The 25,962-nt window shown below is 42.9% G+C and carries 28 protein-coding genes; 10 read left to right on the top strand and 18 right to left on the bottom strand.

Annotated features, from left to right (window positions below; all coding sequences use genetic code 11):
* Positions 1-30 precede the first annotated feature (30 nt).
* From ndk to trmJ, 11 genes are all read right to left on the bottom strand, one after another.
* Entirely contained in the window at positions 31-465 is a 435-nt protein-coding gene (ndk, locus tag AACW75_RS08265; RefSeq protein WP_017074115.1) for a nucleoside-diphosphate kinase, read from the bottom strand.
* A 106-nt stretch (positions 466-571) separates the two neighbouring features.
* The gene (gene pepB / locus AACW75_RS08270) at positions 572-1,867 is read right to left on the bottom strand and encodes an aminopeptidase PepB (protein ID WP_145570546.1); all 1,296 of its coding nucleotides are present in this window, start codon (positions 1,865-1,867) and stop codon (positions 572-574) included.
* A 205-nt stretch (positions 1,868-2,072) separates the two neighbouring features.
* On the bottom strand, positions 2,073-2,273 hold the full coding sequence (gene iscX / locus AACW75_RS08275) for a Fe-S cluster assembly protein IscX (RefSeq protein WP_004740335.1): 201 nt from the start codon (positions 2,271-2,273) through the stop codon (positions 2,073-2,075).
* Between the two features lie 134 nt (positions 2,274-2,407).
* Positions 2,408-2,746 (bottom strand): ISC system 2Fe-2S type ferredoxin, encoded by a 339-nt coding sequence (gene fdx / locus AACW75_RS08280; protein ID WP_017074113.1) that lies wholly within the window; start codon positions 2,744-2,746, stop codon positions 2,408-2,410.
* 20 nt (positions 2,747-2,766) lie between these two features.
* Complete coding sequence (gene hscA, locus AACW75_RS08285; RefSeq protein ID WP_135455559.1) at positions 2,767-4,617, bottom strand: Fe-S protein assembly chaperone HscA; 1,851 nt, start codon at positions 4,615-4,617, stop codon at positions 2,767-2,769.
* A 22-nt stretch (positions 4,618-4,639) separates the two neighbouring features.
* Positions 4,640-5,155, bottom strand: a complete 516-nt coding sequence (gene hscB / locus AACW75_RS08290) for a co-chaperone HscB (RefSeq protein WP_017074111.1) — start codon at positions 5,153-5,155, stop codon at positions 4,640-4,642.
* Between the two features lie 84 nt (positions 5,156-5,239).
* Positions 5,240-5,563 (bottom strand): iron-sulfur cluster assembly protein IscA, encoded by a 324-nt coding sequence (gene iscA, locus AACW75_RS08295; protein WP_004735095.1) that lies wholly within the window; start codon positions 5,561-5,563, stop codon positions 5,240-5,242.
* A 101-nt stretch (positions 5,564-5,664) separates the two neighbouring features.
* Positions 5,665-6,042, bottom strand: coding sequence for a Fe-S cluster assembly scaffold IscU (iscU, locus tag AACW75_RS08300; protein ID WP_004735094.1), 378 nt, complete (start codon positions 6,040-6,042; stop codon positions 5,665-5,667).
* Between the two features lie 33 nt (positions 6,043-6,075).
* Entirely contained in the window at positions 6,076-7,290 is a 1,215-nt protein-coding gene (locus AACW75_RS08305) for an IscS subfamily cysteine desulfurase (RefSeq protein WP_017074110.1), read from the bottom strand.
* Between the two features lie 27 nt (positions 7,291-7,317).
* Positions 7,318-7,839, bottom strand: a complete 522-nt coding sequence (gene iscR / locus AACW75_RS08310) for a Fe-S cluster assembly transcriptional regulator IscR (RefSeq protein WP_017074109.1) — start codon at positions 7,837-7,839, stop codon at positions 7,318-7,320.
* Positions 7,840-7,955: 116 nt separating this feature from the next.
* The gene (trmJ, locus tag AACW75_RS08315; protein ID WP_102550967.1) at positions 7,956-8,684 is read right to left on the bottom strand and encodes a tRNA (cytosine(32)/uridine(32)-2'-O)-methyltransferase TrmJ; all 729 of its coding nucleotides are present in this window, start codon (positions 8,682-8,684) and stop codon (positions 7,956-7,958) included.
* Between the two features lie 181 nt (positions 8,685-8,865).
* On the opposite strand from trmJ, the gene suhB reads away from it, so the two are divergent.
* Entirely contained in the window at positions 8,866-9,669 is an 804-nt protein-coding gene (gene suhB, locus AACW75_RS08320) for an inositol-1-monophosphatase (protein WP_017074107.1), read from the top strand.
* A gap of 293 nt (positions 9,670-9,962) precedes the next feature.
* On the opposite strand, the gene secF is transcribed toward suhB, so the two are convergent.
* The 5 genes from secF to queA form a co-directional block, all read right to left on the bottom strand.
* On the bottom strand, positions 9,963-10,910 hold the full coding sequence (gene secF, locus AACW75_RS08325; RefSeq protein ID WP_017074106.1) for a protein translocase subunit SecF: 948 nt from the start codon (positions 10,908-10,910) through the stop codon (positions 9,963-9,965).
* 14 nt (positions 10,911-10,924) lie between these two features.
* Positions 10,925-12,781 (bottom strand): protein translocase subunit SecD, encoded by a 1,857-nt coding sequence (gene secD, locus AACW75_RS08330; protein ID WP_017074105.1) that lies wholly within the window; start codon positions 12,779-12,781, stop codon positions 10,925-10,927.
* Positions 12,782-12,801: 20 nt separating this feature from the next.
* Positions 12,802-13,131, bottom strand: coding sequence for a preprotein translocase subunit YajC (gene yajC, locus AACW75_RS08335; protein ID WP_017074104.1), 330 nt, complete (start codon positions 13,129-13,131; stop codon positions 12,802-12,804).
* Between the two features lie 111 nt (positions 13,132-13,242).
* Complete coding sequence (gene tgt, locus AACW75_RS08340) at positions 13,243-14,379, bottom strand: tRNA guanosine(34) transglycosylase Tgt (RefSeq protein ID WP_004735086.1); 1,137 nt, start codon at positions 14,377-14,379, stop codon at positions 13,243-13,245.
* A 189-nt stretch (positions 14,380-14,568) separates the two neighbouring features.
* The gene (gene queA / locus AACW75_RS08345; RefSeq protein WP_102550969.1) at positions 14,569-15,621 is read right to left on the bottom strand and encodes a tRNA preQ1(34) S-adenosylmethionine ribosyltransferase-isomerase QueA; all 1,053 of its coding nucleotides are present in this window, start codon (positions 15,619-15,621) and stop codon (positions 14,569-14,571) included.
* Between the two features lie 334 nt (positions 15,622-15,955).
* On the opposite strand from queA, the gene AACW75_RS08350 reads away from it, so the two are divergent.
* The 4 genes from AACW75_RS08350 to AACW75_RS08365 all read left to right on the top strand — a co-directional run bounded on the left by AACW75_RS08350 (position 15,956) and on the right by AACW75_RS08365 (position 19,907).
* On the top strand, positions 15,956-16,399 hold the full coding sequence (locus AACW75_RS08350) for a CBS domain-containing protein (protein ID WP_017074102.1): 444 nt from the start codon (positions 15,956-15,958) through the stop codon (positions 16,397-16,399).
* Between the two features lie 276 nt (positions 16,400-16,675).
* On the top strand, positions 16,676-18,616 hold the full coding sequence (locus tag AACW75_RS08355) for a HAMP domain-containing methyl-accepting chemotaxis protein (protein ID WP_145570542.1): 1,941 nt from the start codon (positions 16,676-16,678) through the stop codon (positions 18,614-18,616).
* 443 nt (positions 18,617-19,059) lie between these two features.
* Positions 19,060-19,470: a hypothetical protein gene (locus AACW75_RS08360; protein ID WP_145570540.1), complete on the top strand. Its 411-nt coding sequence runs from the start codon at positions 19,060-19,062 to the stop codon at positions 19,468-19,470.
* Positions 19,467-19,907: a hypothetical protein gene (locus AACW75_RS08365; RefSeq protein ID WP_145570538.1), complete on the top strand. Its 441-nt coding sequence runs from the start codon at positions 19,467-19,469 to the stop codon at positions 19,905-19,907. The genes AACW75_RS08360 and AACW75_RS08365 overlap by 4 nt, the downstream gene beginning before the upstream one ends.
* 61 nt (positions 19,908-19,968) lie before the next feature.
* On the opposite strand, the gene AACW75_RS08370 is transcribed toward AACW75_RS08365, so the two are convergent.
* Positions 19,969-20,874, bottom strand: a complete 906-nt coding sequence (locus AACW75_RS08370; RefSeq protein ID WP_016767129.1) for a hydrogen peroxide-inducible genes activator — start codon at positions 20,872-20,874, stop codon at positions 19,969-19,971.
* 209 nt (positions 20,875-21,083) lie between these two features.
* On the opposite strand from AACW75_RS08370, the gene AACW75_RS08375 reads away from it, so the two are divergent.
* From AACW75_RS08375 to AACW75_RS08395, 5 genes are all read left to right on the top strand, one after another.
* The gene (locus AACW75_RS08375) at positions 21,084-21,692 is read left to right on the top strand and encodes a peroxiredoxin C (protein ID WP_004735077.1); all 609 of its coding nucleotides are present in this window, start codon (positions 21,084-21,086) and stop codon (positions 21,690-21,692) included.
* 319 nt (positions 21,693-22,011) lie between these two features.
* Positions 22,012-22,755: a copper homeostasis protein CutC gene (locus AACW75_RS08380; protein ID WP_145570644.1), complete on the top strand. Its 744-nt coding sequence runs from the start codon at positions 22,012-22,014 to the stop codon at positions 22,753-22,755.
* Positions 22,756-22,857: 102 nt separating this feature from the next.
* Positions 22,858-23,787 carry a LysR family transcriptional regulator gene (locus tag AACW75_RS08385; RefSeq protein ID WP_145570536.1) on the top strand — a complete coding sequence of 310 codons (930 nt, stop codon included), beginning with the start codon at positions 22,858-22,860 and terminating at the stop codon, positions 23,785-23,787.
* A 126-nt stretch (positions 23,788-23,913) separates the two neighbouring features.
* A complete protein-coding gene (locus tag AACW75_RS08390) occupies positions 23,914-24,471 on the top strand; it encodes a porin family protein (protein ID WP_102550973.1) in 558 nt (185 codons plus the stop codon).
* 237 nt (positions 24,472-24,708) lie between these two features.
* A complete protein-coding gene (locus AACW75_RS08395) occupies positions 24,709-25,200 on the top strand; it encodes a hypothetical protein (RefSeq protein WP_145570534.1) in 492 nt (163 codons plus the stop codon).
* A 9-nt stretch (positions 25,201-25,209) separates the two neighbouring features.
* Here AACW75_RS08395 and phoU read toward each other — a convergent pair whose 3' ends face one another.
* Positions 25,210-25,908 (bottom strand): phosphate signaling complex protein PhoU, encoded by a 699-nt coding sequence (gene phoU / locus AACW75_RS08400; protein ID WP_004735072.1) that lies wholly within the window; start codon positions 25,906-25,908, stop codon positions 25,210-25,212.
* Positions 25,909-25,962 lie beyond the last annotated feature (54 nt).

Consider the following 25,962-nt stretch of genomic DNA (forward strand, 5'->3'; position numbering starts at 1 on the left):
TGAAGCCTTTAAAATCATTTGCAGTGCCAGTTATTGAGCTGGGCGTGGGCAAATTTCAGATTCTGGGAAGAAGAATTCGATTTCGCGAGCTGCAGACTCAGGGCTATCGCTGCCGTGTACTGAGTTGTAACGCATGCTGATTGCGTAATCAGCACGGATAGTACCGCATGCTGCTTCTTCTGGGTTTGTTTTACCCATTAATTCACGGTAACGAGCGATAGCATTTTCGCCTTCAAGCACTTGAACCATGATAGGACCAGAAGTCATAAACTCTTTAAGAGCTGGGAAGAACTCTTTGCCTTCATGCTCTGCGTAAAAGCCACTTGCTTGTTCTTCAGTAAGGCTAACCATTTTAGCAGCAATAATTTCTAGACCTGCTTTTTCAATGCGGTGGTAGATTTCACCAACAAGGTTACGCTTAACTGCATCTGGCTTAACAATTGAGAACGTTCTTTCTAGAGCCATAGGGATTCCTTCACTTCATTTTTTTGTTATTAAATACTGAAATCACTGAGATCATTCGATCTTAGTTTATGAATAAGCGGCATTCTGATACCGCTCACCCTTATTATTATTTTGCTTGGTCGATAAGAAGACGAGCCAGCGTGCGAACACCCATACCGGTCGCGCCTGCAGCCCACTTATCACTAGATGACTTACGGTAAGTACCCGCGCAGTCCATGTGAACCCAACCTTTTTTGTAGTCGTCTACAAAGTAAGAAAGGAATGCAGCAGCGGTACTTGCACCCGGTGTGTAGTCACCAGAACTGATGTTTGAAAGATCAGCAAAGTTCGAAGGCAACATGCCACGGTGGAAATCAGCAAGAGGCAGTGGCCATAGACCTTCTTTCTCTTGGTTTGCCGCCGTTAGAGCTTGGTGAGACAACTCATCGTCGAAGCTTAATAGCGCGTGGTAATCATTACCTAGTGCATTTTTAGCCGCGCCTGTTAGCGTTGCACAATCGATGATCAATTCTGGATTTTGTGCGCTCGCGAACATCAAGCCATCAGCCAATACCAAACGACCTTCCGCATCGGTGTTCATTACCTCAACAGTTTTACCATTTTTGTAGGTAATAATGTCACCCAGTTTCAATGCACGACCAGAGATCATGTTCTCTGCACAGCATAAGATAAGCTTGATACGCTTGTTTAAACCACGTTCAATTGCCAAGCCTAAACCACCAGTGATGGTTGCTGCGCCGCCCATATCAGCCTTCATTGCTGTCATGAATTGACCAGGCTTGATGCTGTAACCACCTGAGTCGAAAGTAATACCTTTACCCACGAGACAAGCAAATACTGGAGCGTTTTCATCGCCAGTTGGGTTAAAGTCAAGTTGAAGCATGGCAGATGTGCGCTCAGAGCCGCGGCCTACCGCGTAGATACCTTCCCAACCTTCGGTTAGTAGATCTTTATCCTTAACGATTTTCGCTTTAACAGTGCCCGCTGGTGCCACTGACTTGATGAACTCAGCAGCCATCGTCGCTAGTTGACGAGGTGCCACTTCTTCAGCGGTTTTGTTGATAATGTCACAAGTCCAATCAGTCGCGCGAATACGAGCTTCTAGCTCTGCTTGGTCAGCTTCCGAAAGTGCATCCCATTCCAATGCATTCTTTTTCTTTGGTCCACGGTAGCCTTGGTAAAAAGCCCAAACGCTTTCTAGATCCCAACCTTCACCACAAAGTGAAACGAATGCGATACCTTGTCCGTCAAGCTTACGAGCAGCACGTTGAACCGCACCTAAATCGTGGCCTTCACCAATGTGAATTGTCGCTCCTAATTCAGAGAACGATAAAATAGCTCTAGCTCCCCACTGAGGCTGGGCAGCTTCTTGACTTAAAAATACTGACATCTGTGTAGACATGATTTCTCCTTGTCATGAACCACCTTGATTAAGTGATTCTGATTGTTTTTTATTAGCGCACTGATGTTAGCATTATGTAGGAGTAAAATGTCATTTTGATAAAAAACGGACCATAAGGTCCGCTTTTTTTAGTAAGAATTGTTAACTTGGCTGCGTTTTATATTGGATAAATTCCAACCAACGGCCAAATCATAGAACAAGAGAGTTAATCCATCTCATCCATCCAGCATAAAATAATAGCCTCTAAGATTTTTTCATTCGAGTGGTTAGGCTCGTCATCAAACTCTTCAAGGTCTAGCACCCATTGATGCAGATCGGTAAAACGTACCGTTTTAGGATCAGTATCTGGATACAAATCACATAGCTCAATTGCGATATCTCGCGAATCAATCCACTTCAAGCTCATAACACTTCCTTATATTTATCAGCGACGCTTGGTCACCTTTATGATCTATATTCTAGGCCAGTTTTCTTAACATAATTGTCTAAGTAATGGTTGTCTCAGCCATAACCGCATAAGCTATGACTGTAGATAAGTTCTTAGTGCTCTTCAGAAGCTAGGTTCAATGTGTACTTTGGAATTTCTACAACAAGATCAACATCAGCTACTTTAGCTTGGCAACCAAGACGAGATTCCATCTCTAGGCCCCATGCTTTATCCAACATGTCGTCTTCTAGGTCATCACTCTCTTCTAAAGAATCAAAACCTTCACGAATCACAACGTGACATGTTGTACATGCACACGACTTTTCACATGCGTGTTCAATACCAATACCGGCCTTCAATGCAACATCAAGAACCGTCTCACCAGTTTTTGCTTCTAATACAGCGCCTTCTGGACATAGATCTTCGTGAGGTAAAACAATAATCTTTGGCATGTTTATCTATTCTCTAACTATTAAATATTGTCGACTGACTGACCTGACAGTGCAGCACGAATTGATTTATCCATACGACGAGAAGCAAAGTCTTGGCTCGCTTTGTCGGTATTTTTAATTTCTAGTTCAATGGCATCTGCATCGTCGCCATTGCGCACTTCAATCAGTGCTTCAATCGCTTGAACAAGTTGTTGTTTTCCTTGTTCATCAAGCAACTCGTCGCCGTCAGCCTGCATTGCAGCAATAAGGCCTTCAATAACGCGATCCGCTTCTACACGCTGCTCAGCAAGAGCACGCGCTTGCATGTCTTCTTTTGCAAACGTCATTGAGTCTTTCAGCATGTTTGCGACTTCGTTGTCACTTAGACCGTAAGAAGGCTTAACTTGGATTTCGGCTTGAACGCCAGTGCTCTTCTCCATCGCAGTAACCGATAGCAGGCCATCAGCATCTACTTGGTAAGTAACACGAATATGCGCAGCACCTGCTGTCATAGGCGGAATGCCTTTCAGAGCAAATCGAGCCAATGAACGACAGTCGTCCACCATTTCACGTTCGCCTTGCACGGTGTGCACTGTCATTGCAGTTTGACCGTCTTTGAACGTAGTAAATTCTTGTGCGCGAGCCACAGGGATCGTGGTGTTACGAGGGATGATTTTTTCTACCAAGCCGCCCATGGTTTCGATACCAAGTGACAGAGGGATAACATCCAATAGCAACATCTCAGAATCAGGCTTATTACCAACTAAGATATCCGCTTGAATCGATGCTCCAATCGCAACCACTTCATCAGGGTTAATACTGGTTAATGGAGTACGACCAAAGAAGCCACCCACCATTTCACGTACAAGTAATGTACGAGTTGAACCGCCAACCATAACTACTTCTAGAACTTCGTCCGCGTCAACTTCCGCATCTTTCAGTGCACGGCGACACGAAAGCAGAGTTTTCTTAACCAGCGGCTTGATGATCTCTTCAAACTCTTCACGAGTTAACGAGCCAGACCAACCCAGCACTTCAACATCAACGCTTTCAGCTTCAGACAAGCCAATCTTAGCTTCTGTCGCGGCGTCTAGAAGAATACGGTTCTGTTCTGCGGTTAGCTCTGAGAAGCCCATCTGTTCTAGGAAATGCTCTGCAATCAAATGGTCAAAATCGTCGCCGCCTAATGCAGAGTCACCACCGGTTGCGAGTACTTCAAAGACACCTTTAGACAGGCGCAATATAGAAATATCAAACGTACCACCGCCCAGGTCATAAACCGCAATCACGCCTTCTTTGCCTGAATCCAAACCGTAAGCAATCGCTGCCGCAGTAGGTTCATTAAGAAGACGTAACACGTGAAGACCCGCAAGTTGAGCCGCGTCTTTAGTTCCTGCACGTTGTGCATCATCAAAGTACGCAGGAACAGTAATTACAGCACCCGCTAGCTCACCACCTAACGTAGACTCAGCACGTTGGCCAAGCGCTCGCAGGATATCGGCAGATACTTGGATTGGGTTCTTGTTACCTTGCTCTGTGCGAATCACAGGTAAACCATTATCACTTTCTTCAAACTGATATGGCAGAGACGGGTATCGCTGTTGAATATCTGACAGTGAACGACCGATTAATCGCTTAACTGAGATAATGGTATTTTTAGGATCAGTTTGCGCTTTTGCACGAGCTTCATCGCCAGTCGTGTAGGATTCAGACTGATAATGAACAACGGAAGGAAGAATACTGCGACCTTGTTGATCAACAAGCGTGTTCGCCTCACCACTGCGCACTGACGCAACCAATGAGTTTGTTGTTCCTAAATCAATACCCACAGCAAGCTTGTGCTGATGAGGAGCGGCGCTTTGCCCTGGTTCTGCAATCTGAAGTAGTGCCATGGATGTGTCCTTGTTATTCGAACTAGCCGATCAAACGATCTTCAACTAACCCGATTTCATTCTTTAATTTTGCAATAAACTTAAGCTTTCTTACTCGGTCTGCTGCTTCTAACCAAGCTTCGCTGTCGAGTTCTTGTTGGATAGCGCTTAATTGTTGTTTATACATTTTGCTAACCTTTCCTTCAAATGCAAATAGCGCATCTTCTGGATCAGAACTGTCTGCGATCTCTTCAAGCTCTTCACGCAATTCCATTTGTTCCATCAAGAACATGGGATCTTGCATGGTCTGCTGTTCACCACGAATATCCTCACCATGTTGTACTAACAGATATTCAGCACGACTGATTGGATTCTTCAACACCTGATACGCGTCATTGATTTGCGCTGCTTTTTGCACAGCTAACAAGCGATCACGCTCAGAAGCAATGGCAAATTTATCAGGGTGGAATTGGCGTTGCAGATCTCTAAACTGAGAAGAAAGAAGGCTACCATCCAGTTGAAACTGAAGTGGTAGCCCAAATAATTCGAAATGATTCATGTAACGGTGGTCCTAAGTTTAGGCTCTTTATTTAGAGCCTAATTTTATTCTTCGCTCACTATAAACGCTCAACGATTGAGGCGTTTATACATTGAAGCTCTCACCACAACCACATTCGCCTTTCGCGTTAGGGTTGTTGAATTCAAAACCTTCATTTAGGCCTTCTTTTACGTAATCAAGCTCAGTACCGTCTAGGTAAACTAAGCTCTTTGGATCAATGATGACCTTAACACCTGAATGCTCAAACACTTCGTCTTCTTCGTTAAGCTCGTCAACGAATTCCAGTACATACGCCATACCTGAACAGCCAGTAGTTTTTACTGCTAAGCGTAATCCGAGACCTTTACCACGGTTATCTAGGAAAGCTTGAACTCGGCTTGCTGCCGTATCTGTCATGGTGATGGCCATACTACAACCTTGTGTTTATATAAATTGAGAACTCAGGGGGAGCACAAAGGGTGCTCCCAAATATTACTTATTTTGTCGACGTGATTACGGTATAGAAGCGATTAGTGCTTCTTTTTGTAATCCGCCACCGCTGCTTTGATTGCATCTTCAGCAAGAATTGAACAGTGAACTTTCACTGGTGGCAACTCAAGCTCTTCTGCGATTTCAGAGTTTTTAATAGCAGCAGCTTCATCAATACTTTTACCTTTAACCCACTCAGTGACTAGTGAGCTAGAAGCGATTGCGCTACCGCAACCGTAAGTCTTGAATTTCGCGTCTTCAATAATACCTTCTGCAGATACTTTGATTTGCAGTTTCATTACGTCACCACAAGCAGGTGCGCCAACCATGCCGCTACCTACACTTGGGTCTTCTTTATCAAACGAACCTACGTTACGTGGGTTTTCGTAGTGATCAATTACTTTTTCGCTATATGCCATGATAGTTACCTCGAATCCTCTATTTCCGTGAGATTAGTGATGAGCCCACTCAACAGTGTTCAAATCAATCCCTTCTTTATACATATCCCATAGAGGAGACATGTCACGTAATTTGTTTACCGCTACACGGATTTGTGCAATCGCGTAGTCGATTTCTTCTTCCGTTGTAAAACGGCCGAATGAGAAACGTACTGAGCTGTGTGCCAGTTCATCGTTTAGACCAAGAGCTCGTAGAACGTATGAAGGTTCTAGGCTTGCTGATGTACATGCAGAACCTGATGATACCGCTAGGTCTTTTAGAGACATAAGCAGAGACTCACCTTCAACGAAAGCGAAGCTCACGTTTAGGTTGTGTGGTACACGTTGGTCTAAATCGCCGTTTACGGTTACAGCTTCTAGATCTTGAACACCTTTAAGTAGGCGCTCACGAAGAGCCAGTGCGTGATCGTAATCTTTCTGCATGTCTTGTTTAGCGATAGCAAAAGCTTCGCCCATACCCACAATTTGGTGAGTAGCAAGCGTACCAGAACGGAAACCACGTTCATGACCGCCACCATGCATTTGCGCTTCTAGGCGAATACGAGGTTTACGACGAACGTACAAAGCACCAATGCCTTTAGGGCCATAAGCTTTGTGTGCAGAAAATGAAATAAGGTCTACTTTCATCTCTTTTACGTCTAGTGGGATTTTACCCGCAGACTGAGCCGCATCAACGTGAAAGATGATCTTGCGTGAACGACATAACTCGCCGATTGCAGCGATATCTTGGATTACACCAATCTCGTTGTTCACGTGCATGATAGAAACAAGAACTGTATCTTCACGCATTGCAGCTTGTAGCTTGTCTAGATCGATGATGCCGTTAGCTTCAGGCTCAAGGTAAGTAACCTCAAAACCTTCACGCTCTAGTTGGCGACATGGATCAAGAACCGCTTTATGTTCTGTTTTACACGTGATTACGTGCTTACCTTTCTTCTCGTAAAAGTGCGCTGCACCTTTGATAGCAAGGTTGTCTGACTCTGTAGCACCTGACGTGAAAACAATTTCACGTGGGTCTGCATTTAGTAGATCGGCAATTTGCTCACGAGCATTATCTACTGATTCTTCTGCCTGCCAGCCGTAACGGTGTGAACGAGATGCAGGGTTACCGAAGTTACCGTCCATCGTCATGCACTGAACCATTTTTTCAGCAACACGTGGATCGACTGGACATGTAGCTGAATAGTCAAAGTAAATAGGCAGTTTCATTTTCTACTCCAATGTAAAAACTGACCGCTAAGAGCGGGCATTAACACCGCGAGGTGCTGCACTAATCGTTGTAGTGCTCGTATTTTTATGTGCAAAACCATTATTAACCGCAAGATCGATATCTTGACGATCAGAAATCTGTAAAACTTCGTTATCTTTCATTAGCTCACCGAGCGTAATGTCGTTTAAGAAGCTGCTAATTCGGGAGCTCAAATCACGCCATAAGGTGTGAGTTAAACAACGACTGCCACCTTGGCAATCTGCTCGACCGTGACACTTGGTTGCATCGACTGATTCGTCTACTGCAGCAATAACAGTTCCGACAGCAATGTCGCTCGCTTCTGCACCTAAACGGTAACCACCACCAGGGCCGCGAACACTAGCAACTAAGCCAGCTTTACGTAACTTAGAAAATAGCTGTTCTAAGTAAGATAACGAGATGCCTTGTCGCTCTGAAATATCAGCCAGAGGAACTGGGCTTTTTTGCGAATGCAGTGCTACATCTAGCATAGCTGTTACCGCATATCTTCCTTTAGATGTAAGTTTCATATCACACCGTATCCACATTGTTTATGTGGTTGGAATCTTCCCATACCCGACTAAATTGGTCAAGTATTTAGTTGACTATTTTAGTCAGGTATTTAGCCCTAACAATAGCATGGGCTTTATTTGTTGTTTTTGCTCTTCTCAATTGAAGTCAAAATACCACGTAGAGTATTGATCTCTTGTAGTTCTGGACGAGATCGGCTGAATAAACGACGCAGCTTGTTCATCACCTGACCCGGCTTCTCCTTAGAGATAAATTGGGTATCAATGATCACTTTTTCAAGGTGTTCATAGAACATTTCTAGTTCTTCGTGACGAGGGTAGTCATCTTGTTGCTGCGGTTGGTACTGGCTAGCCACCATATCAAGGTGTGCCACGCGAACTTCATAGCTCAGTGTCTGTACTGCCATTGCTAGATTTAATGAGCTGTACTCTGGGTTAGCGGGGATACATACGTGGAAATGACACTTCTGAAGCTCATCATTGGTTAAGCCTGTACGCTCACGGCCGAACACTAATGCCACAGGATGCTTCTGACCTTCAACTGCAAACTTTTGTCCACATTCACGCGGCTCAAGCATTGGCCATTCAAGCGTACGAGAACGAGCACTTGAACCAACCACCAAACCACAGTCTTTTACTGCTTCATCCAGTGTAGACACAATAGTTGCGTTTTCTGCGATGTCACCTGCACCAGCAGCCAGTGCTAAGGTCTGCTCGTCAACTTCACATTGAGGGTCAACAAGAACTAATTGACTCAAACCCATCACTTTCATTGCGCGAGCTGCTGATCCGATATTCCCTGAATGAGACGTACCAACCAGAACGACTTTTACATTGTCTAACATGCTATATGACACCACTTTAAAAATAATCGCGAGATATTAACACATAGCAAAGTAAAATGGTCAGACCCTTCGCGGAATGTGAAATCAAGAGTTCAAAAAATAACCACTTCCCTTTTGGGGAAACTTTGGTATACTCGCCGCCGCTTTAAACTGTTCTTTAACATCTTGTGGGAAAAACCATATGCATCCAATGCTAAACATTGCGATACGCGCTGCGCGTAAAGCTGGCAACCATATTGCTAAATCTCTAGAAACAACTGATAAGATCGAATCATCTCTAAAAGGTAACAACGATTACGTTACTAACATTGCTCAAGAAGCTGAGTACATGATCATTGAGACAATCAAATCATCTTACCCAGAGCACAGCATTATTTCTGAAGAATCAGGCCTGACTGAAGGTAAAGACTCTGACGTACAATGGATCGTTGACCCACTAGATGGCACCAACAACTTTGTAAAAGGTTTCCCTCACTTCTCTGTATCTATCGCTGTTCGCATGAATGGTCGTACAGAAGTTGCTTGTGTTTATGACCCAATGCTAAACGAGCTATTCACAGCTCAACGTGGCTCTGGCGCTCAACTTAACAACGCTCGTATGCGTGTTAGCCAACTTAAAGACCTTCAAGGTACTGTTCTAGCGACTGGTTTCCCATTCAAGCAAAAACAACACTCTGAATCTTTCATGAAAATCATCTCAGCTCTATTCGTAGATTGTGCTGATTTCCGTCGTACTGGCTCTCCAGCACTTGACCTATGTTACCTAGCAGCTGGCCGTGTTGACGGTTACCTAGAACTAGGCCTTAAGCCATGGGATCTAGCAGCTGGCGATCTAATCGCTCGTGAAGCTGGCGCTATCATGACTGACTTTGCTGGCGGCACTGACTACATGACGTCTGGTAATGTTGTTGCTTCAAGTGCACGTGGTGTTAAGTCTATTCTTAAGCACGTTCGCGAGAACTCTAACGAAGGTATGCTGAAGTAATTCAGACCTTACGTTAATGCTCTTTAGTTAAGGGCAAAAAATTTAATGAAGAGCCTCGCTATCGCGGGGCTTTTTTGTATCTGCGATACGAGCAAGACGACGGTTAGTTACAATGAGCACAAATCACTTACCCTATCAGTTGCATTTTGCCCCCCACTTGATAGTATTTTACGGATTGGTAAATGCTGAAAAGCCCCTTAGATAGCACAAGCTTACCTATAAAATGCAGATATAAAAAAACCGCTAGTTGCCTAGCGGTTTTTTTGGTTTATCGAAACTGATTAAGCCAAGGCTTAAGGCATTTCGTCAAACTCTTCACCTTCTTTATCCACTTGTGGTGGCATCAGGTGCTCACGTGTAATACCCAACTTCATAGCTAGTGCAGATGCAACGTAGATAGAAGAGTACGTACCAACCGTAATACCCAATAGAAGTGCAGTCGCGAAACCGTGAATCATAGCGCCACCCTGAACGAACAGTGCGATAACTACGAACAAGGTTGTGCCAGAAGTGATCAATGTACGGCTCAATGTTTGTGTGATTGAGTTGTTCAGTACTTCAGGCGCTTCACCCTTACGCATCTTACGGAAGTTTTCACGAATACGGTCAAATACCACTATGGTATCGTTGAGGGAGTAACCGACGACCGTTAGCAAGGCTGCTACGATGGTTAGATCCACCTCAATTTGCATTAGAGAGAACACACCTAGTGTGATAATAACATCGTGCGCTAGTGCTAATACTGCACCTGCAGCCAAACGCCATTCAAATCGCACCGACACGTAAATCAAGATACAAATAAGCGAAACAATGATAGCAAGGCCACCAGCTTCTGTTAGTTCGTCACCCACATTTGGACCAACGAACTCAATACGGCGCATCTCAACTTGCTCACCAGTACCATCTTTAATCGCAGATAGGATCTGGTTACCAAGCGTTTCGCCAGCAACACCGTCACGCGGACGTAAACGAACCATTACTTCACGCGCAGAACCAAAGTTCTGTACCGTTGCATCACCGAAACCTTCCGCTTCTAGTGCACTACGGATATCAGGTAGGTTTGCTGGTTCCTCAAATCCCACTTCAATCAGAGTACCGCCGGTAAAATCTAGACCCCAATTCAACGATTTCGTTGTTAGGGTAAAGATAGCAGTACCAATCATCAAGATAGAGAATAAAAAGGCAACCTTTGACCAACGCATAAAGTCGATCATTTTTTCTGCTTTTAGAATCTGAAACATATTAATTCCTAGCCTTAGATCGACAGTTTCTTAACGCGTTTGCCACCATACATCAGGTTCACGATACAACGTGTTCCGATAATAGCTGTAAACATTGAAGTTAAGATACCGATTGATAACGTTACCGCGAAGCCTTTAATCGCACCTGTACCTACAGCAAATAGAATAATGGCTGTCAGTAGAGTGGTGATATTGGCATCGGCGATTGTGCTAAATGCGTTTGCATAACCTTGGTGAATCGCTTGTTGAGGACTACGTCCATCTCGAAGTTCTTCACGTATACGCTCAAAGATAAGAACGTTAGCATCGACTGCCATACCGACCGTCAATACGATGCCGGCAATCCCTGGTAGCGTCATTGTTGCGCCTGGAATCATCGACATAACACCGATAATCAATACCAAGTTCGCCATCAAAGCGACGTTCGCAATCAGACCGAAAGTACGGTAGTAAAGCAGCGTAAATAACATTACTGCAGCCATACCCCAAACCATTGCCATGATACCCATGTCGATGTTTTGTTGACCCATAGATGGACCAATCGTACGCTCTTCTACAATCGAGATAGGCGCAATCAATGCACCAGCACGCAGTAGAAGTGCCAAGTTATGAGCTTCAGCGGTTGAGTCGATACCCGTAATACGGAAGTTACGGCCAAGAGCAGATTGAATGGTCGCTTGGTTAATCACTTCTTCATGCTTGGTTAAGATAACCTTACCTTCAGGTGATTTACGGCCACTGTCTTTGTACTCTGCAAATACGGTTGCCATTAGCTTACCGATATTTTGACGAGAGAATGTAGACATCTTGCTACCACCTTCGCTGTCTAGCGAGATGTTAACTTGCGGACGACCATATTCATCAACACTAGAGCTCGCATCTGTAATACTAGAACCGCCTAAGATAATGCGTTTCTTAAGAACCACAGGACGACCATCGCGGTCTTGCTTGATTTCGCTACCAGCAGGAGCTCGACCAGAAGCTGCAGCAGCCAAATCGGCACTACTGTCTACTTCACGGAACTCAAGAGTCGCTGTAGCACCTAAAATTTCTTTAGCGCGAGCGGTATCTTGAACACCTGGCAATTCCACTACGATACGGCTAGCACCTTGACGTTGAACCAAAGGTTCAGCTACACCAAGTTCGTTAACACGGTTACGTAGAATGGTAATATTTTGCTCTACAGCGTAGTTTCGGATTTCTTGAAGACGAGTTTCAGTGAAGTTAGCAACCAAAGAGAAACGACCATTAGATTCAGAATCTACAAATGTCATATCTTGGTGTTTAGATTGCAGTAGCGATTTCGCTTCAGCAAGCTGCTCTTCGTTACGTAGAATCACTTCAACCGCATCTTTACCTGATGGACGAATAGCACGGTAACGGATTTTTTCTTCACGAAGTTCGCTACGGAAAGCTTCTTCTTGTTGGCCAACTAGCTTCTCCATCGCGGCATCCATATCCACTTCCATTAAGAAGTGAACACCACCACGTAGATCAAGACCCAGTTTCATTGGTGCAGCACCAATAGATTCAAGCCAATCAGGAGTCAAAGCCGCTAGGTTTAAAGCAACGATAACGTCATCACCTAGTGCTTCTGTGATGATATCACGAGCACTAATTTGCGTATCTGTATCGTTAAAGCGAACAAGAATGGAACCGTTCTCTAGAGCAACGGATTTTGTAGAAAGGCTCTTGGCTTCAAGAGCATCGGTGACAGCATCCAGCGTAGACAGATCTACAGAGGCGCCGCGCGCCCCTGTAACTTGAACTGCCGGATCTTCACCGTATATATTTGGAAGTGCGTACAACGCAGCGATAGCAACGGCAAACGCCACCATCAAATACTTCCATAACGGATAACGGTTTAGCACAGCGAGGATCCTCTAGCTGTTTATAGAGATTTCAGAGTGCCTTTTGGTAGCACAGCTGTAACGAAGTCTTTCTTGATCACTACTTCATTGTTTTGATTCAGTTCGATAGAAACGTAATCGCTATCTTCTGCAATCTTAGTGATCTTACCAATCAGGCCGCCGCTCGTAAGAACTTCATCACCTTTGCCCATAGAAGACATTAGGTTCTTGTGCTCTTTAACACGCTTAGCTTGTGGACGGTAGATCATGAAGTAGAAGATCACAGCAAACATACCTAGCATGATAAGCATTTCGAAACCGCCGCCTGCTGGTGAACCTTCTACTGCTGCGTGAGCTTGAGAAATAAACATTTAAAACATCCTCTATTATATTTTCGTAATTGTTTGTCTAATTGGGTTGCACCCCTTTATTTTCAAGCCCCAACTCTCGGAAGAGAGATGGGGCTCGCAAAAAAAGAAATACTAAGATTCTTTACCTAGTGGTGGGACTTCACGCCCCATTCTTGCATAGAACTCTGCAACGAACTCTTCAAAACGATCTTCATCGATAGACTGACGAATATCGGACATGATTCGTTGATAGAAACGCAGGTTATGAATCGTGTTCAGTCGAGCACCTAGAATTTCGTTACAACGATCCAAATGATGTAAGTACGACTTGCTGTAGTTCTTACAAGTGTAACAGTCGCAATCTGAATCTAGTGGTGTTGTATCGGTTTTATGCTTCGCATTACGGATCTTGATCACACCTTCAGTTACAAACAGGTGGCCGTTACGTGCATTTCGCGTTGGCATTACACAGTCAAACATGTCGATACCACGACGAACACCTTCAACTAAATCTTCAGGTTTGCCTACACCCATTAGGTAGCGAGGCTTGTCTTCAGGTAGTTGAGGACACGTGTGCTCAAGAATACGGTGCATGTCTTCTTTTGGTTCGCCAACTGCTAGGCCGCCAACAGCGTAACCATCAAAACCAATTTCTGTTAGGCCTTTAACGGATACATCACGAAGGTCTTCGTATACGCCACCCTGAACGATACCAAACAGTGAGTTAGGGTTTTCTTGCTTGTCGAAGTGGTTACGTGAACGCTGAGCCCAACGAAGAGACATCTCCATCGAGTCTTTTGCTTCTTTATGCGTCGCAGGATAAGGCGTACATTCGTCAAAGATCATTACGATGTCTGAACCTAGATCCTTTTGGATTTCCATCGACTTCTCAGCGTCCATGAAAATCTTGTCACCGTTTACAGGGTTACGGAAATGTACACCTTCTTCAGTGATCTTACGCGTAGCACCTAAGCTGAATACTTGGAAGCCACCTGAATCAGTCAGGATAGGACCTTTCCAGTTCATGAAGTCGTGTAAATCACCGTGCAGTTTCATGATTTCTTGACCAGGGCGTAGCCACAGGTGGAACGTATTACCTAGTAGAATTTCGGCACCTGTGTCTTTTACTTCTTCAGGCGTCATACCTTTTACAGTACCGTAAGTACCTACAGGCATGAATGCTGGTGTTTCAACGCTACCACGTTCAAACTGAAGTTGACCACGACGTGCGCCGCTGTTTGTTTTTTTAAGTTCGTATTTTAATTTCACGAAGCCTCCAATATGCCAGAGAAACAATCTGACTGATAATTCAGAACCTTAAGCTAAACATAAGTTCAGCGAGTTCTATGAGGAGCGGTCGCGTATTCCTTGCGAGAGATTAGACAGACACCCTGCCCGACTCCTAGCTTACTGCTAGCACCCGTAAATTCTGCTTATATCGTTTATAACCTGCTTAAATTAGCTCGTTTTCTTATTGATGAACATTGCGTCGCCGTAGCTAAAGAAACGATATTCGCTCTTCACTGCGTGATCGTATGCACCCATCACATGGTCATAACCAGCAAATGCACTCACCAACATAATCAATGTTGATTCTGGTAAGTGGAAATTAGTAATTAAGCAATCTACCAACTGGTATTCGTAACCAGGGAAGATGAAAATTTCAGTATCGCCAAAGAAAGGAACTAATTCAGTGCCTTTCTTTAATGCATCTTGCGCTGCACTTTCTAGGGAGCGAACTGATGTTGTGCCGACAGCGATAATGCGTCCGCCGCGAGCTTTTGCTGCTGCAACGGCATCAACCACTTCTTGCGGTACTTCAACGTACTCAGCATGCATGTGGTGATCGTTGATGTTATCCACTTTTACAGGTTGGAATGTGCCCGCACCTACGTGAAGTGTCACGTAAGCAAATTCGACGCCTTTTGCCTTCATGTCTGCCATCAGCTTGTCATCAAAATGAAGACCCGCAGTTGGCGCAGCAACGGCACCTGGCTTTTCATTATAGACGGTCTGGTAGCGCTCTTTATCTGCATCTTCATCAGGACGATCGATGTAAGGAGGCAGTGGCATGTGACCAACACTGTTAAGAATCTCTAAAACGCTTTGATCTGAGGTGAAATGAATTTCAAATAACGAGTCATGACGCGCCACCATTTCAGCTTCATATTCATCATTTTCACCAAGGAACAGCTTAGTGCCGGGCTTAGGTGATTTAGAACAACGAACATGCGCTAAAATACTTTTCTCATCGAGCATTCGCTCAACCAGTACCTCAAGCTTACCGCCTGATGCCTTGCGACCAAATACGCGAGCAGGAATAACTCGAGTGTTATTGAAAACGACAAGGTCGCCTGGCTCAGCCAAGTCTAAAACGTCTTTAAACGAACCATCAGTTAGGTTGCCATTATTGCCGTCCAATTTAAGCAGGCGGCTTGCTGTACGCTCTTCTTGAGGGTAGCGAGCAATAAGTTCATCTGGTAGGTCAAAGTGAAAATCTGAAACTTGCATGTGTCTAGTCTTGTCTTAGTTGATGAGATTTGTGCCGTTGGCTAATAATAAATCGTTGTCGCTAATAAATCGTTACGGTAAGTAAACGTTGCCGTAAACAGATAGCAAACACGACTAAAAATTTCGCAGTGGGCTAGTATAGGCACACGAGCCGCAATAGCAAGGTTTACGACAACGGATTATTGTAAAGAGGCGTTAAATAATGCTACAGATTAGACGCTTTAATTTCGATAATTAGTTGCATAAAACTCACCCGAAAATGCGTTAGATCTCAGTTATTTTTCAGATAAAAAACTATAGTAATAGCAACAAATAAAAAAATAAGGAGGTTCGTATGATCAAGGTTGAAGATATGATGACTCGCAACCCTCATACTCTATTGCGCTCACATTCACTGGCCGATGCTAAGCACATGATGGAAGCGCTTGATATCCGCCACATCCCAGTTGTTGATGCCGACAGAAAACTATTAGGCGTCGTCACACAACGAGACGTTCTTGCCGCTCAAGAGTCTAGCCTGCAAAACATCCCACAAGCTCAATCATTTACTCTTGCTACACCGCTCAACGACATCATGCACAAAAGCGTAATGTCTGTAGAACCACGAGCAGGATTGAAAGAATCAGCTGTTTATATGCAGAAACACAAAGTGGGCTGTTTGCCTGTCGTAGATGATCACGAATTAGTAGGTATTATCACCGACAGTGATTTCGTCACGATAGCGATCAACTTACTCGAACTACAAGAAGAAGTAGAACCGGAAGAAGTAGAAGGTTAATCAAGGTTGTTTTACCCGCTAACCCCCTAGAGCCTTTCAATCCAAGGCTCTTTACATGCCCCAACTCTCACATATTCACTGTGAAACTCACCACACCCTTCATTTCTTCTTAGAGACCTGTTCCAAAAAATGAGCATCTCAACAAACCTATCTGACTTATTGTTCTTACATATGAGAATGTAAGACTCTAATTAGATTTATTGATATATCTATCGTTTGGATAATGTAAAAATTTGTTAACAATAAAAACAAACTGCCTTTCTGGGAATGATACTTATGAGTTTAAAGAAATTGCTGTCCTTGGGTTTTGGCGTGATTCTTGCGCTAATTTTGGTTATTTCAGTCGTTGCTTCATTGCGCTTTTATCAATCTAGTCATGGGTTTAATACCTATCGTTCTCTTGCATTAACCAGTGTATCCACTGGCCGAATCCAAGCCAACATATTGGAAGCTCGTTTATCAGCATTAAAATATATAAAGAACCCTGTTGCATCGCATGCTTCAGAGCTCAATAAGCGCATCACAACATCAATTCAGTTGATTGACGAAGTATTGGACGCTCATATTGACGACCTACATAAAAATGAGTTTTTAGCGATAGAGAAGCAGCTTAAACAATACAGCCAGGGCTTTAACCAGGTTGTACAACTGGTCAATACTAGGAACAACTTAGTTAAAGAAAACTTGGATCCATCAGGTCTTAAGATGCGACAAGCAGTGACTAACTTGATGACGCAAGCTTCTGCTGAAGAAGATTTAGAAGTTGCTGTCAGTTCAGGGCAACTTCAACAACATGTGTTGTTATCACGATTGTATGCTTCTAAATTTTTGACTAGCAACAAAATAGAAGATGCTCAACGAGCTCAAAAAGAGTTTGCATCCGCCACATTTCTCGTAGAAACCATAGAATCTCAATTGATGTCAGCCGAGCAAATTCGTTACTTAGCTGATTTTAATAATGCCTTTAAAACCTACCGAGTCACTTTTTCAGAAGTTGTTAACACGATAAAGGAACGAAACAACATCGTTTCTGGAACCCTTGATATTGCAGGTAGCAATGCGGCGAAAACAATTGAAGAAATAAAGCTCTCTACCAAGTCAAAACAAGACTCTGTCGGACCAAGCATGGTTGAACGATTTTCAAACGCTCAATTTATCTTAGGTGTGCTTTCAATTATTGTTATCGCGATTGCCCTTGGCATTGCCATCTCGATTTATCGTAGCGTCTGGAAAGTCGTAGGGGGAGAGCCTAGCGACATTCAAGCAATTGTAGAGGAAGTCGCTTCCGGTGACCTTTCAAAACAGATTCCAATAACAGGCAAAGAAACGGGTATATACGCAAACATTTTAGAGATGCGCCAAGAACTACGTCGTATCATCGATGGCTTCCACCAAATTTCAGACAATGTTTCAGCGGCTTCAGTCGAGTTAACGGCCGTAATGAGCCAAACCGAAGGGAACGCTCAACAAGAACTGAGCCAAATGGAGCAAATAGCAACGGCCATCAATGAGCTTTCTAGTACTGCGAATGAGGTTAGCCATAATGCAGCTTGTGCTGAGAACGCGGCAACTGGTGCTACTTCCAATGTTAAAAAGGGCGGCGTTTCACTTGATGCCTCAGATGATATATCTCGCAAAGTTGAAGACTCAATCGAAGAGACATCAAATATCGTCAATCAACTGCAAGAGTACTCGGTAGAGATCGGTACTGTTATTGAAGTGATCAACTCCATCTCTGAGCAAACGAACTTGCTAGCACTCAACGCAGCCATTGAGGCCGCACGAGCTGGTGAGCAAGGGCGTGGTTTTGCTGTCGTTGCTGATGAAGTTCGTTCTCTGGCCGCTAAAACACAACAATCAACTGTCGATATTCAAGAGATAATATCTCGACTTCAAGCACAAGCAAAAGATGCCAACCAGTTCATGCAATCTAACCTATCGTTAGCCGTCGAGTCGCGTCATTACAGCGAACAGCTTAGAACAGCATTCGCATCAATAACGGAGTCTGTTGGCCTGATTTCAGATATGAATACACAAGTAGCAACAGCATCTGAAGAGCAATCAGGAGTCACACAGGATATTTCACAAAATGTTTCTTTGACCTTTGATATCGTTCACCAAAATGTCTCAGGAATCGAACAAAGCAAACAAGCAAGTGAGGAGCTATCTTCATTAGCAGTGAAACAAAAAGACTTACTGAGTTTTTTCAAAATTTAACGCTATAGATAAAGTAGAAAGAGCCTCATAAAACTATGAGGCTCAATATTAGGTAACTTTAATCGATAGAAATGCACTGTCGCTTACCCCGTAACTCATTACAATAAACAACCAATCCGCACACCATATCAAATATAAAACTAGTTGAATAATATATTGATGAGGTTTATATTACCCGCCATATACAACCACCTCCGTAATAAAGTGAAAAAATCATATTTATCAATAGGCTTGATGCAGAGGTTATAACGAATTCAGCTCCTGTCATTGCTTGTATCACTGTTGTTACATTCACAGTAGAGGATGTAGCTACTTCTTCCGGTGTGTTGGAAACTTATATAAAAGCAATTGACGACCATTCATTTGGTCCACTTAATGTTTCGGAGAATATACTGGCATCTCATTATGAGGCGCCCAAAAAGTTACGGTTCTTGAGAGTACAAATGAAAGTATCAAACTATAAATATTCAATAATATGCCTAGTAATCATCACTGTATGCAGTTACCCATTCATATACTTCCCTTCTGGAGAGTATGATTCAGATAGAATTTACTTTGTTACTGTAATTAGTTCATTTATTGCATTTTTTTTATTAACATACACTATCGTACAGCTAGTACTAATAATAAAAAATAGAGACGATAAGCACCAATCTGAAAATCATCGTATCGGTACTTATTTTATTATCGCTATATCACTATCTACTTTTTATTATTTAAAAGTTGAAGATTACAAGGAAAGTAGCGCTAGCCACGTATATTGTGGCTCAATAATGAAAATGAAACTGAGAAGTTCTGTGGGGCTTTTAGAAAAGTTTGCGCTTTCAAAAGAAAAATGTGGTAGCGGTTTATGAATAAATCATTCCCATATTTAAAATTTTCTTTTTTTCTAATAGGCTATGCTGTTGTATCTTTTGCACTTTACGAAGTTGTTGGAGATACATACAAATTCTGGACATCTGGCATAGAAAAACAAGCAAAAGTAATACAACTTGATCATATTAATGTCCATATGAGAGGGTTAAAAACTTATTACTATCGATTAGATATAGAGGGAAAGCGCTCTGTACATAAGTTCAATTTTGAATTGATAGAGAAGCGATACTATAACGTATTATTTATCAACGATGGGAAAAAAATAATACTAGGAAATAAAAATAGTAGCCTACTTGATGTTTATTCATCCTTGTTTGGAACATTTCCTGCTTATATGAGTATTGCAGTGCTTTTTTATTTAATTTATGGAGCTTTAAAGTCTCATTTAACAAGACCTAGAAATCCATACGATTAAACATAATCGTATGGATTTATTCAAACATGGCAATCAAGTACTGTTGTTAAGGTGACAAACTTTAAAGCAACTCAGACACCACATCCGCTAACTGATGGAATGTCTCTAGACGAGATGAACTTGGTCGCCACACAAGACCAATATCTCGGTACGCTTGCTGACCAGGAGGATCAATAACCACTAGGTTTTGATTTTCCAGCAAACCATGATCAATCGCCATTTGTGGAATAAAGGTAGTTCCTAAACCATTCGCCACCATTTGTACCAATGTATGTAGGCTTGTGGCGGTGAACGGGTTTATCTTCTCTTTGTCGGTTAGCTTACAGGCTGATACCGCGTGCTCGGTTAAGCAGTGCTCGTTCTCCAACAAAAATACAGACTCATCTGGCAGGTCATCGTATTTAATCGGAACACGAATGCCATCAGCTTGATTACGACTGATCACCATTCGGAATGGGTCTTGCCCAACAACTTGGCTCTCCATATTGTCGATATCGACAGGCAAAGCCAAAATCAAAACATCCAACTCACCATGACGCAACGCTGCTAATAAGTTAGTTGTTGTGTCTTCACGTAACAGCAAATTTAGCTGAGGAAAGCGTTGGTTAACTTCTTGTACTAAATCACACAACAAGAACGGCGCTATTGTAGGAATACACCCTACTCGTAGCTGCCCTTGCATCGCGTCTCCGTTACATAAATTTCCGAGCTCAACCAGATCTTGTCCTTTCGCCAGTAGCTCTCGACCATGCTTAACCACCAGCTCACCCGCTTGCGTAAATACTAATGGGCTCTTTTTATCTTTCTTCTCATAAAGAGGACAACCAATCAGCTCTTCGAGGTTTTGAATACCTTTGCTTAGTGTGGATTGGCTGACGAAACAGCGATCCGCAGCGTCGCTAAAATGGCGAGTTTCGTGAAGAGTAACGAGATAATAAAGTTGCTTAAGACTTGGCCATTTATTCATGAAATTACTCTGTAATATGAGTAGGATAAGTTGGGCAAAGGTCAGCAGACCTAAGGACTGAACAAAGAATAAGCTCATCGCTTTTTTCGATTAACTTAATCTATTTAATTCGCTTTTTTCTATAGTACCGATTGTACTATAGTTTGTCCCGTAGAAACGGAGCCCAAACAAAGATGTGTTGGGCCAACTAATTTTTTAGGAGATTCCAAATGGTACTAGTAGGTCGTCAAGCCCCTGACTTTACTGCAGCAGCTGTTCTAGGTAACGGCGAGATCGTTGATAACTTCAACTTCGCAGAATTCACTAAAGGTAAGAAAGCGGTAGTTTTCTTCTACCCACTAGACTTCACTTTCGTTTGTCCTTCAGAGCTAATCGCTTTCGACAACCGTCTAGAAGATTTCCAAGCTAAAGGCGTTGAAGTAATTGGTGTTTCTATCGATTCACAATTCTCTCACAACGCATGGCGTAACACTGCTATCGCTGATGGCGGTATCGGTCAAGTTAAATACCCTCTAATTGCTGACGTTAAGCACGAGATCTGCAAAGCATACGATGTTGAGCACCCAGAAGCAGGCGTTGCTTTCCGTGGTTCTTTCCTAATCGACGCTGACGGCCTTGTACGTCACCAAGTAGTTAACGATCTTCCACTAGGTCGTAACATCGACGAAATGCTACGCATGGTAGACGCACTAAACTTCCACGAGAAGAACGGTGAAGTTTGTCCTGCACAATGGGAAGAAGGCAAAGCAGGTATGGACGCATCACCAACAGGTGTTGCAGCGTTCCTATCTGAGCACGCTGACGACCTAAGCAAGTAATTACCTCTTAAGCCCGAACTCAACACGGGTTAATGGTTGGAAGACTCTCTATAAAGAGAAATAAAGCATAAGCTAATAGCGCAAAGCGCACCGCCAATCAGTTAAGAAGTAAAGTCCTATTAAAAGCCCGAAGTTAACGCTTCGGGCTTTTTTCATATCTATTCGACGGCTTTTCATTTCCCCTAAGCTCCCTCAGCATCACTTAATTGAGGTAGTTAAAAAAACAAACTTTGCCCCTATTTCCCTCTGCTACCACCTATTCATATCCGTATTTAGGTTGCTATGATTTCATCAGTATCTTTTTAAACGGATAAACATGATGAACATCGAAATTGAAGTCTGTATCGATAACTTAGAATCTCTACACAACGCGCTGTCTGGCGGCGCGAATCGAATTGAGCTTTGCTCTTCATTGGCACTTGGCGGGTTAACTCCAAGCTTCGGAATGATGAAGCAAGCGGCAAAAATTTCGTCCGTTCCTGTCTACGCGATGATACGACCAAGACAAGGCGACTTCATTTTCGATAATGACGATATGCTATGTATGCTTGAAGATATTGAAGCTTGTGCAAGTGCTGGGTTGGATGGAGTCGTACTTGGTGTATTAGCGCCGAACGGAAGTGTTGATATGCCAAAAATGCAGCAACTGGCAGACAAGGCTCACTCGTTGAACTTAGGAATTACGTTTCACAGAGCCATTGATCAATGTACCGATTACCAAGTTGCTTTAGAACAGGTCATAGCGCTCGGCTGTGAACGAATCCTAACGTCAGGGCTTGCTGCCAATGCAGAGCAAGGAATCCATGTATTAGCAGATATGGTCAAACAAGCCGATGGAAGAATCGACATCATGGCTGGGGCTGGCGTCAACACAACAAATGCTAAGATTATTCGAAGCAATACCCAAGTGCCTGCACTTCATCTTTCAGGTAAATCGACAAGACCGAGCCTAATGGAAAAGAGCTCTAGTGCTCAAATGGGTAACGATAACGTTGATGACTATCAAATCCCAGTAACTGATGCTAGAAAAATATCCGATATGAGAGCCGCCCTAGCTATTTAAGAGCAATAGCCATTAACAAAAATCTAAGATAACCTCACTGACTAATCTATCCCGCTAACGTATATTAGGTTTAATAGTGCAGTAAACTTTTCACGGATAGATATGGCTAAAGACTTATTCAGTACTCTTGATTTAAACCTGTTACGAACATTCCTCATCGTTTATCAAGAAAAAAACACCAGAAAGGCTGCGGAGCGTTTATTCGTTTCTCAGCCTGCGGTTAGCCAAGCCCTACAAAAGCTAAGACACCACTTCAACGATGACCTTTTCGTAAAGGTTCATGGAGGATTGCAAGCTACCTCGTTCAGTGAGCAACTCATCAATGAGATAACACCTCACTTTGATGGCTTGATGACGGCAGTGAATGCATCCAATAAATTTGATCCCAACGACATTGACTACCCTATAAAGATCGCGCTATCTCCTGTGGTACTCGCTTGCTTATCCGGCACCTTATACAAAGAACTCATGAGCCAAGCGCCAAACTCGAAACTCGAGCTAGTAAGCTGGTCTACTTCATCTTGTGAAGATATACAGAAAGGAGAGGTTCTGCTAGGCGTGGCTTACGAGCTCCCTTTTACATCAAAAGAGATCTATGTAAAAAAACTGGTTGAGATTACAGGCCGATTATTTGTAAGAAAAGATCACCCAATTAAACAAGCTTCAGTGAGTCCTGAAGAATTAGCAGGTTTTGAAATAGCATCAATGATATCTCCCGGCTGGAACGACAGTTTTAGCCATGCGGCCAACATATTAGAATCACGTTCAATTCCACACAGTATTGGCTTCCGTTCAGAAATGTTGATGGCTATCATTGATGTCGTGGCGAATTCCGATATGTACATGCCTCATTCCAACCTATTCCCCATAGATAACTATCCAACACTGCGGGCTATAGATGTAAATCTTGATACCAAATATAAAAACATAAGTGTTTACAGCCACATACACACAAAAAATCGTAACAACCCTTTAATATCTTGGCTTTTCGATGTAATCAAAAATGCACTATTGCAACAGATTAATAAGTAATGCTTATCACAGATATACGAGAACCTATTTAGCTTAAAAATATAACACTGTTTAATATTCACTCAATCGACAGGGAGTCAATCAAATATAAGGATGCAATAATTAAATATTAAGAGCGTTATTTATATGAAATTATTAACTACAGCACTAACCGTTATCGCAATTACTTCTGCTTCATCAGCTTATGCTCAGAAAGACTATTCTGGACATCGTATTGGTTTCGGTATTGTTTCTAGTGAAGTCGATCACCTAGATTCTGATTTTTCTCGAAGCGATCTAGGTAACGGGTTAAAGCTCGAATATGGTTATGACATCAACCGAATCTTTGGTGTAAACATTTCATCCGATACAAGTAAAGACGATGAAAACTATGAAGGCTATGGTTACGAAACTAAAGTTTCAACCATCAAAATAGACACTGACATCGGCTATGCATTCTTCCTTAATGGCTTTGATATAAAACCATACGGTGCCATTGGTCTTGCTCGTGTAGAGGAAAAGATTACGTTAAGTACACCTAACGAAAGTAGAAGTATCAAGGATAACAATACTTCGCTACTACTTGGCACCGGAGTTAGAGCAAATCTTGATTTCGGCCTTTATACCGACCTACGCTTCAATTTCATCATGATGGATGACTATGACATCGATCAGTTATCTTTTACTGTCGGATATAAGTTCTAAGTTCTAAGTTCTAAGTTCTACTTTCCACCAAATAAACACTTTGTTCACGATCTGTTTGGGTTGTGAACAAAGCAATCATTGCGCACCAATAAGCAAGTATTATCACCGATATAACCAATACGAATTAGCTCAATCCCTCTAAGCCAATATAGTATTACGCATTGTCCAGTTACTTCACTGGGTTTATACATGGATCGATCTAATGCTAAGGAGAGCTGAATTTACCTCGGTGGTACCATGAAATTAAAAACACTCCTTTTAGCTTCCGCTTTATTTTCAACATCTGCATTTTCAAACGGCCTTCACCTATCTCCTGAAGTAAAAATCGGCGCTTACCATGGTTTTGGAATACAAGCTGGTATTACTGATGTGGCAAACTTGGGTGCACTGTACTTAAGCTACTCCCACCTTTGGTATGACAGCAGTCGCTATGACGAAACAGTGGATGCTTACCGTGTTGGTATTCAAAATATGTTTGGGCGAAATAAAATTCACGGTTTTCAAGCTGAGATCGGAATGGCAAGCTATGACGGCACAAAAACGTGCTCAGGCGAAGTTGAAGAGAAGACAACACATGGTTTGAGCCTAGGCGGTGCCTACGTGTACCAAGCGACACCAATGCTTGGACTACGTGCAGGTGTTGATATGAATATCTTTGATCACAATAAAACCTTTGTGCCTTACGACACGACGGTCAATTTCAATCTTGGTGCCATTATTAGCTTTTAAAGGCTCGACCTACTTCAGTGCGTCATCAAGGCTTTGATCGCCTAGGTGACGTACATCTTTACCCTTCACAAAGTAAATAATGTATTCGCAGATATTTTGGCAACGGTCTCCCACTCGCTCAATCGCACGAGCTGACCACATCACCTGTAAAATATTTGGGATGTTCTTAGGATCTTCCATCATATACGTCATTAACTGACGAATGACTGCCTCGTATTCCGCATCCAACTTATCATCAAGTTTGTGAACTTCTGCCGCAGCATCGACATCCATACGAGCAAACGCATCTAATACTTGGTGAAGCATGGTGATTGCCTGACGACAAAGAGGCTCTAATGAGACATGAAATTTTTGCTCTTTGGTCGAAGGGATCTCGATCGCGCCTTGAGCAATTTTAGAGGCAACATCGCCAATACGTTCTAAGTCGGTAATGGTTTTGATGATCGCCATAATCAAACGCAGATCTTTTGCGGTCGGCTGACGCTTCGCAATAATACGAGTACATGCCTCATCAATAGATACTTCCATTGCATTAACTTTATGATCGTCACGAATTACTTTTTTGGCCAGTTCCGCGTCATCTTTATGCAGAGCTTGCATCGCAAAGGACAACTGCTGCTCTACCAATCCACCCATGGTTAATACGTGTGTACGGATAGATTCTAATTCGACATTAAACTGTCCTGAGATGTGGCGACCAAAATGCATGTCAGCTCCTTAAAAGAAATGAATAAAGCCGTTTATTTCAGAGTGACTTAGCTC

It is taken from the genome of Vibrio sp. L3-7 (genome assembly GCF_963898195.1).
GTDB lineage: Bacteria > Pseudomonadota > Gammaproteobacteria > Enterobacterales > Vibrionaceae > Vibrio > Vibrio echinoideorum.